This window comes from Sphaerospermopsis sp. LEGE 00249 (genome assembly GCF_014299995.1).
GTDB lineage: Bacteria > Cyanobacteriota > Cyanobacteriia > Cyanobacteriales > Nostocaceae > Sphaerospermopsis > Sphaerospermopsis kisseleviana.
In genome coordinates, this window is the sequence record NZ_JACJUZ010000124.1 from 1 (window position 1) to 7,499 (window position 7,499).

General features: G+C 39.7%; 6 protein-coding genes and 1 pseudogene. 2 read left to right on the forward strand and 5 right to left on the reverse strand.

All coding sequences use genetic code 11. The annotated features are described in order from the left end of the window. Positions 1-133 precede the first annotated feature (133 nt). Together H5968_RS24125 and recR are read left to right on the forward strand one after the other, a co-directional pair. Positions 134-310: pseudogene (locus H5968_RS24125) on the forward strand (HAD family hydrolase); the annotation flags it as partial. A 559-nt stretch (positions 311-869) separates the two neighbouring features. Next, entirely contained in the window at positions 870-1,427 is a 558-nt protein-coding gene (gene recR, locus H5968_RS24130) for a recombination mediator RecR (protein WP_222620793.1), read from the forward strand. A gap of 47 nt (positions 1,428-1,474) precedes the next feature. Here recR and H5968_RS24135 read toward each other — a convergent pair whose 3' ends face one another. The 5 genes from H5968_RS24135 to H5968_RS24155 form a co-directional block, all read right to left on the reverse strand. Further along, on the reverse strand, positions 1,475-2,038 hold the full coding sequence (locus tag H5968_RS24135; RefSeq protein ID WP_187041963.1) for a gamma-glutamylcyclotransferase: 564 nt from the start codon (positions 2,036-2,038) through the stop codon (positions 1,475-1,477). A gap of 70 nt (positions 2,039-2,108) precedes the next feature. After that, positions 2,109-2,492, reverse strand: a complete 384-nt coding sequence (locus H5968_RS24140) for a VOC family protein (RefSeq protein ID WP_187041968.1) — start codon at positions 2,490-2,492, stop codon at positions 2,109-2,111. A 248-nt stretch (positions 2,493-2,740) separates the two neighbouring features. Then, positions 2,741-4,018, reverse strand: coding sequence for a VWA domain-containing protein (locus H5968_RS24145; RefSeq protein ID WP_187041964.1), 1,278 nt, complete (start codon positions 4,016-4,018; stop codon positions 2,741-2,743). Next, positions 4,015-5,271 (reverse strand): VWA domain-containing protein, encoded by a 1,257-nt coding sequence (locus H5968_RS24150; protein ID WP_187041965.1) that lies wholly within the window; start codon positions 5,269-5,271, stop codon positions 4,015-4,017. Before H5968_RS24150 ends, H5968_RS24145 begins: the two co-directional genes overlap by 4 nt. Positions 5,272-6,419: 1,148 nt before the next feature. Next, positions 6,420-7,499, reverse strand: a 1,080-nt coding sequence (locus tag H5968_RS24155; protein WP_187041966.1) for a formylglycine-generating enzyme family protein, incomplete at its 5' end; no start/stop codon positions are given.

Here is a 7,499-nt window from a genome sequence, read left to right on the forward strand (position 1 = left end):
AGACTTAGCTGCTGGTGAAGTTGCTCCTGTTGCTTTGACTGCTCCTGCAATCAACGGTTAATCTGAAACTGGGTTTAATAAGCTTAGTTAAATAAGAAAATACCCTCCAGAAATGGGGGGTATTTTTGTTTGTTTTTTAGTAGCAGGAGCATCAGATAATGATGAAACTATGCTTGGTGGTAATACTTTAGGAGTTGTGGTAGGAGATTACAGTCCAGAAATTGAAAAACTGCGGGGTTGTCCACAGATTTACTTTGCTCAAGGTCATTATGCTTGGGGAATTTTGGAAGCTTTAGATCACTATGACTAATATACAATTAATTCTTGTGGGGTAGACATACTTCGACACGCTCAGTACAAGTCTTGTCTGCCCTTAAACCCGGATGGGCTAAAACGTCGATTTAGTAATGCTAGGTAATCTGTTTTTACCTTGTAGGGGCGAAGCATTCGGACAGAATATGAACTGGTTTCACCGATAGGTTATCACACGAATGCTTCGCCCTTACGATTAATGAATCGGTGTTCTAGAAGCCCATCCCACAATATTAGACCTCTCCGAAAAAGATGTAGGAACAATTGATGAATTGTCCCTACGAATGGGTTTCAAGTTACGCTTATGTAATTTTCGGAGATGTCTATTGGATAATCTATTTCTTGGAAGTCCCTAAAATGGCTTTTTTCATCCTGTTAATCCTTTAATCCTGTACTTCGACTTACTTCGACATAGCTCGACTGCGCTCAGTAAGCAGACATCCTGATTCAGACAGTTTCTCCAAAACTCCCCAAAAATGTCATCATAGTAAAGTTGAGAAAATACTGGAGATAAAACTACGGTTTACGCACGTCCTTTAGCCCGGTTAATTGAACAACTGCAACGCCTTCCCGGTGTGGGTCCAAAATCTGCCCAGCGTCTAGCGTTGCATATTTTGAAGCGTCCAGAATCTGAAGTGGAAGCTTTAGCACAAGCATTGATTAATGCTAAAAAACAGGTAGGTTTATGTCAAGTCTGCTTTCACCTCTCATCTGAACCTGTATGTGATATCTGTCGCAACGCGAACCGGGATAATCAAACTATTTGTGTAGTTGCAGATTCCCGTGATGTGATAGCTTTGGAAAAAACCCGCGAGTATAAAGGGAAGTATCATGTTTTGGGTGGGGTAATTTCGCCGATGGATGGTATTGGACCAGAACAGTTGACGGTTCAAGCTTTGGTAAGGAGAGTCAGTCAACAAAAACCCCAGGAAGTAATTATGGCTATTAGTCCCAGTGTGGAAGGGGAAACCACTACATTATATATAGGTCAGCTACTCAAACCATTTACCAAGGTAACGCGCATTGCTTTTGGTTTACCTGTGGGTGGTGATTTAGAGTATGCTGATGAAATTACACTGGCTAGGGCTTTGGAAGGAAGAAGGGAATTAGATTAGGAGTCAGGAGAATAAATAATTATCAATTATCAATTATCAATTATCAATTACTTTTTTTGATGCTTATGTTGCTGTTGTAATTGGTGCATTTTATTAAATAAATGCCAACAATATTCTTCAGGTAGTCCACAGGTGATTGCACCCCTTAGCACAACGTTAAAATACCAATCATTAGGTGCAACTTCTTCTTTTAATTTGTTCACTACTACATAAGTACGAACATTATTATATATTTGATCTTTGTGGTGAATATCTACTATTTCATGACGATAGAATTGTTGGGAAACTCCTTCACGTTGATCGAGATTTTCGCTGAGTCTCCAAGGTAACTGATAAAGTACACCTGTGACTAAGGATGTAGAATCATTGACTACATCTAAAACCCCACATTTACGCAGGGGGGAATAACCATAAAATCTGAGTTTATATTCTTTTAATATAGCAGGTCCGATGACATAAGGGTATGTATTTTCACCAAGCGATCGCTTTAAATCCACTGGACACATACAAGAACCATAGGCAAAATAATAAAATGTCGGTTCTGTCTCTACCTTTGCAGGATTTTGAGGTTGTACCCAACTATGGTTTATGTGTCCACTGTGATTACTCATATTCCTTCTTTATATGATAATATAAAAATGGTATTACGTTAATGATCATAAATGATCATATTCAATATATTTAGAGTTCGTAAATTTCTAATGGTAAATTATCTGGGTCCTTAAAAAAGGTAAATTTCTTGCCTGTAATTTCATCAACTCTGATATGTTCAACTTCGATATTTTGAAAAGTTAAATAATTCACACTTTCTTCAATATTCTCAACCGCAAAAGCAAGATGTCTTAAACCACAAGCTTCTGGTTTACTAGGTCTTGCGGGAGGGTTGGGAAAGGAGAATAATTCAATTTGGGTATTTCCTACTTTTAAATCTAGTTTATAAGAATTTCTCTCTTTGCGGAAGGTTTCATGAATAATCGGAAAACCAAGAATGTCAACATAAAAATGTTTTGATTTTTGGTAATCTGAACAAATGATAGCGATATGATGAACACCGGAAATTTTCATATAAATTAAACGATAGATATATGTTTTTTGTAGAAGTTTAGCGCGACCATCCCCATGCCAGAAAAAATAACCGCAGCAAAACCAAAAACTCTCTGAAACTCTATTACCTTCGTGTTCTTTGTGTCCTTCGTGGTTCGTTTCTTTCCAGACTTTGACATTGGATAAAAATAAATTTACAAATTTGGGATGCTCCCAGTTTAGCAATACTATGAGTAGGGGTCTAGCATTGCTAAACCCCTACTTAATTACTACCCTAAAATCGTCTTTGATGCAATCCTGGTTTTCTTGCGGTCCGCTTCCGAAAGTTCTTGACCGGCTTGCAGACGAGTAGCAGAAGATTGCAATACAGTTGCAGCGTTAGTATCACCAATTTGTAAAGCAGTTTTCGCTGCTGTTTGCAACATTGTGACTGCACCTGTGCGATCGCCTTGTTCTAATTTTGCCTCTGCAATCTGAGTTTGGCGATATTTAGCTAATACCAAAATTGACTGTGACACCTGGGTATTTAATGCTGGTTGGTAAGTCTGAGTAATATTAGCATATATCGGCATCAGGGGAGAAAGTAAACTCTCTTTTTTCTGTGCTGGATCATCGTAGCGAATCTGAATATGTCCAATGACTTGTTCACCTTCTGGCAATTGTCCCAAATAAATATTCCCCAAAACTACCCTTTCTACATCTTTCATTAAATCACCCAAACGAATCACAAAGCTACCATTAGCTTCTGTTTCCACTGGTAACTCAATGGTTTCTGGGGCAACTTGGGCGACTGGTTTGAGTTCTGCTAACCGCACACCAGGAACGAGAGACAGCAATAAATGGGCATTGGTTAAGCCCACAGATTGAATGCGTTTAAACAAGCGTTTAAACTGGTCCACAGCTTGGTTAGGAGTCTCAATATAAGCGAGAGTACCACCACCAGCATCGGCGATTTTTTCTAGTAAGTCCTGGTTCCAGTCATCACCAAAACCAAAGGTGTTAATGGTGATATTTAATCTGGTGGCTTTTTGTGCTAGTTGCAAACAACGGTTGTTGTCATTTGATCCTATCTGCCATTTCCAGATTTTTAACCCGTTATCACCATGACCATCTGTGAGTAGAAAAGCTTGGGAAACAGCACCTTTTGTTCCTTTGAGCAATTCTGTAATTCCCAAAGATAAACCTTCACCAATAATAGTACCGCCTCCAGCTTTCAGACTTTTGTGTAACTGGGTTTTGATGGTTTTGAGGTCTTGAACGATTTGGTTAGGGATAATGACCTCAGCAGTACCCGCAAAAGCCACAATTGAGATCCTGTCTCCAGGTTTGAGTTGATCTAATAATTGTTCCACTGCCTGAATCACTGTGTTCATAGCTTCGCCGTGCATAGAACCGCTTTTATCGAGAATCAGGCATAAATTCACGGGTATACTAGAATCAAGCTCATCAGCAATAGCCGAAATGGAAATTTCTAGTTGACGCTGGTTAGTAGTTTGGGTTGCGTCAACGTTAGTATCATTTAGTGCCGATAATAATTTAACTTTCATGTAGGAGGAGCATCCTGCAACACAGTTTTTGAGACAATTCTGGTTTTCTTGCGATCGCTCTCTGATAAATCTTCACCTGCTTGTAAACGAGTAGCTGAAGTTTGCAACACCGTCGCTGCACTAGCGTCACCCATTTGTAAAGCTGTTTTGGCGGCGGTTTGGAGCATGGTGGCCGCCCCAGCGCGATCGCCTTGCTGTAATTTTGCTTCCGCTAACTGGGTTTGGCGATACTTGGCTAAAGCTAAGATTGACTGCTGCACCTGGGGATTGGTACTCGGTTGGTAAGTGCGATCTACATTCACATAAACTGGCATATTGAGGGAAAATAAACCAGCTTGATCCAGTGCGGGATCATCGTAGCGTACTTGCACATTAGCGATCGCCTGTCTACCTTCTGGCAACTGTCCCAAATAAATATTAGCCAAAATCACCCGTTCCACATCTTTCATTAAATCCCCTAATCTCACTGTAAACCGTCCATCTGGTTCTGTTTGTACAGGTAATTCAATTGTCTCTGGGGCGACTTGAGCTACAGGTTTTAATTCTGCTAATCTCACATTCGGCATCAGGGAAAATAACAGGTAAGCGTTAGTTAAACCTACTGTTTGCATCCGAGTAAACAAACTATTAAACTTATCCACCGCTTGTTCAGGGCGTTCAATATGTGACAAACTTCCTAACGCTGCATCCGCAATTTTCTCTAAAATATCCTGATTCCAATTGTCTCCAAACCCTAACGTATTTAAGGTTAAATTATAGTCAGACGCTAATTGAGCAAATTTCAAGCAGCGATTATTATCACCATGTTCATTTTCCCCATCTGTCAGTAAAAAAGCTTGGGAAACAGTATCTTTTTTACCCTTTGCTAACTCTTCTATTCCCAAACGTAACCCTTCATCAATTGCAGTACCCCCATCCGCAGAAAGACGATTAATTTGCTGTTTGATGTAATCTCGCTCTGCAATTACCTGATTAGGTACTAAAACCTTGGCACGATGGTCAAAAACCACAATACTCAGTCTATCCTGCTCACTGAGACGGTCAACCAACAAACAAGCCGCCTTTTTCACATTATCCAGCGATCGCCCCCGCATCGAACCACTATGATCTAATATTAAACATAGATTTAATGGCACACTGCGATCTAAAGTTTCCCCAATCGCCGAAATCGAAAACGCTAACTGACGTTGACTACTAGGTTGATTCGCGTCTACACAAGCATCATTTAAATGAGGTTGCAAGTTAACTTTCATAAATTCAATTTTCCTAACGACATTATCTATATCTATTTATAAATAACTTCAATCTCCAGTTAACAGAGTACGGAAAACAGATAAAGGAGGCAGGAAGCAGGAAGGTTTACCTCGTCTCTCGTCTCTCGTTTCTCTCGTTCCCAGTCTCTGACTGGAAATGTGAACATAGAGGTTCTACCTCTCACCCAACACCTTAACAATTCTTAACTCTATTTTCCCCCAAAAATCCCAAAAAAGTTTCAGCACCTTTTTTTACCCCTAAATTATTGAGAACGGTTGCGAATGACTCAACGTATTTTCAAGGGTCTTGACTTCTGAGAGGGTTGTGTTATGATAGGTTTTAGAATAATCCAAGGGAGTCGTATCGTCTAAATCAGGATATCCAGGATTACCGGATTTACAGGATAAAAACGCAAATAAACGCAGATGATCTGAATCACGATTTAGATGATTTAAGAATTTCTAGGATACGATTTAATGATGGTTGGTTATTTTTGAAGGCTTTTTTTCTCAGAATCAGGATAACCAGGATTATAGGATTTACAGGATGTTATTTAATGATGGTTCGTTACGCACAAGTTATGGAAGGAACGAACCGCAAAGAACGCAAAGTACACAAAGGTAAAAGGTTTCAGAGAGATTTGAAAATTTCATCCTGTTCATCCTGTTCATCCTTTAATCCTGGACATCTTCACCACATCTGTGATATTTTAAAGTCAAAATCATATACTGAGTCTATAAACACCAAACTAAAATCCTATCCTGTTCATCTTTTAATCCTGGACATCCTGATTCAGACGAAAATCTATTTCCCGCAAAGGCACAAAGGAGCAAAGGCGCAAAGAAGATATCCTGTACATCCTTGAATCTTAGTTTTAACAATCTGCGTCTATCCGCGTTCCTATCCTATAAATCCCTAAATCCTGATGCGGACAAATATTGACATCTCATAAATATATATGATATGTTAAAACTTAAGTAACTCAAATCATATAACATCAAACCAAAATCCTATCCTGTTCATCCTTTAATCCTGGACATCCTGATTTAGACATATTAAAAACCGTAAAAAAAATTGATCGCCTGACGGCGAGGAAGAAGGGAAAAAAGAAAAAGTGTAGAGGGTAAAAGGGTAAGAGAGTAAAGAACTAAAGAGTCCTTGCGCCGGAAACTACCAACCGAAACCCGAGGCTGTTGTAACTGTAGTCTGGGCTGAAGTTGTCACGAAACGCAGAACGGCAATAGCTGGGGTTGAGATCCCAAGAACCACCGCGCAGCATCTTATATTCGCTTTGACTTGTCACAGCACTGCTATCTATAGGCGCGTTATTATAGTTATCAACATAATCATCCAAACACCATTCCTTGACATTCCCGTGCATATCGTACAAACCAAAGGCGTTAGGGGGAAAAGAACCTACATCTGTAGTTCGTTTACGATACTCACCTTCAGGAGCATTAGCGTAGGAGTAATTACCATTATGGTTTACCAGATCAGTGGTAATACTTTCACCAAAATAAAATGGTGTGGTAGTTCCGGCTCTACAAGCATACTCCCATTGTGCTTCACTTGGTAATGTGTAGTTTTTTCCTGTTTTTTGGCTTAACCTTTGACAGAAATTAACCGCATCATTCCAACTTACTCTTTCTACAGGACGTTGGTTGGTGAGGGTGGTTGAACCATCGCCTTTAAAGCGAGAAGTGTTATCTCCCATAATAGCTTGATACTGTGCTTGTGTCAATGGATATTTACCTATGAAGAAACTGGGAACAGTTACTTGACGTTGGGGACCTTCATTTGATGCTCTATCTTTCTCAGTTTCCGGTGAACCCATGAGGAATGTTCCCCCTGGTATTTCCACCATTTCTAAAGTCACACCATTTCCCAAATATTCGGTAAAATATCGCGCTGAGGAGTTGCGTCGGTTGATGATGCTTCCGGTGGAGTCGGTGGTGACAACTTCAAAATTAAAGGTTGAGAGGGAGTTTGAAGAAGTTTGATTTTCAGAAGTTTGATTTTTAGGACCTGAGAATAATAAATTTTGTCCTACAACAGCAATAGTCACACCACCAACAAATAAGCTGGGATAAACCAAGAAATTTCTCCGGGTGATAATTGTAGGTTGAGGAGATCGATTTTGAGAAGATTGAGAAGATTGATTTTGAGAAGATTGATTTTGAGAACTTCCCAATTTTTGAGAAATTGGAGGTTGGGGTGGTTGGGGTGG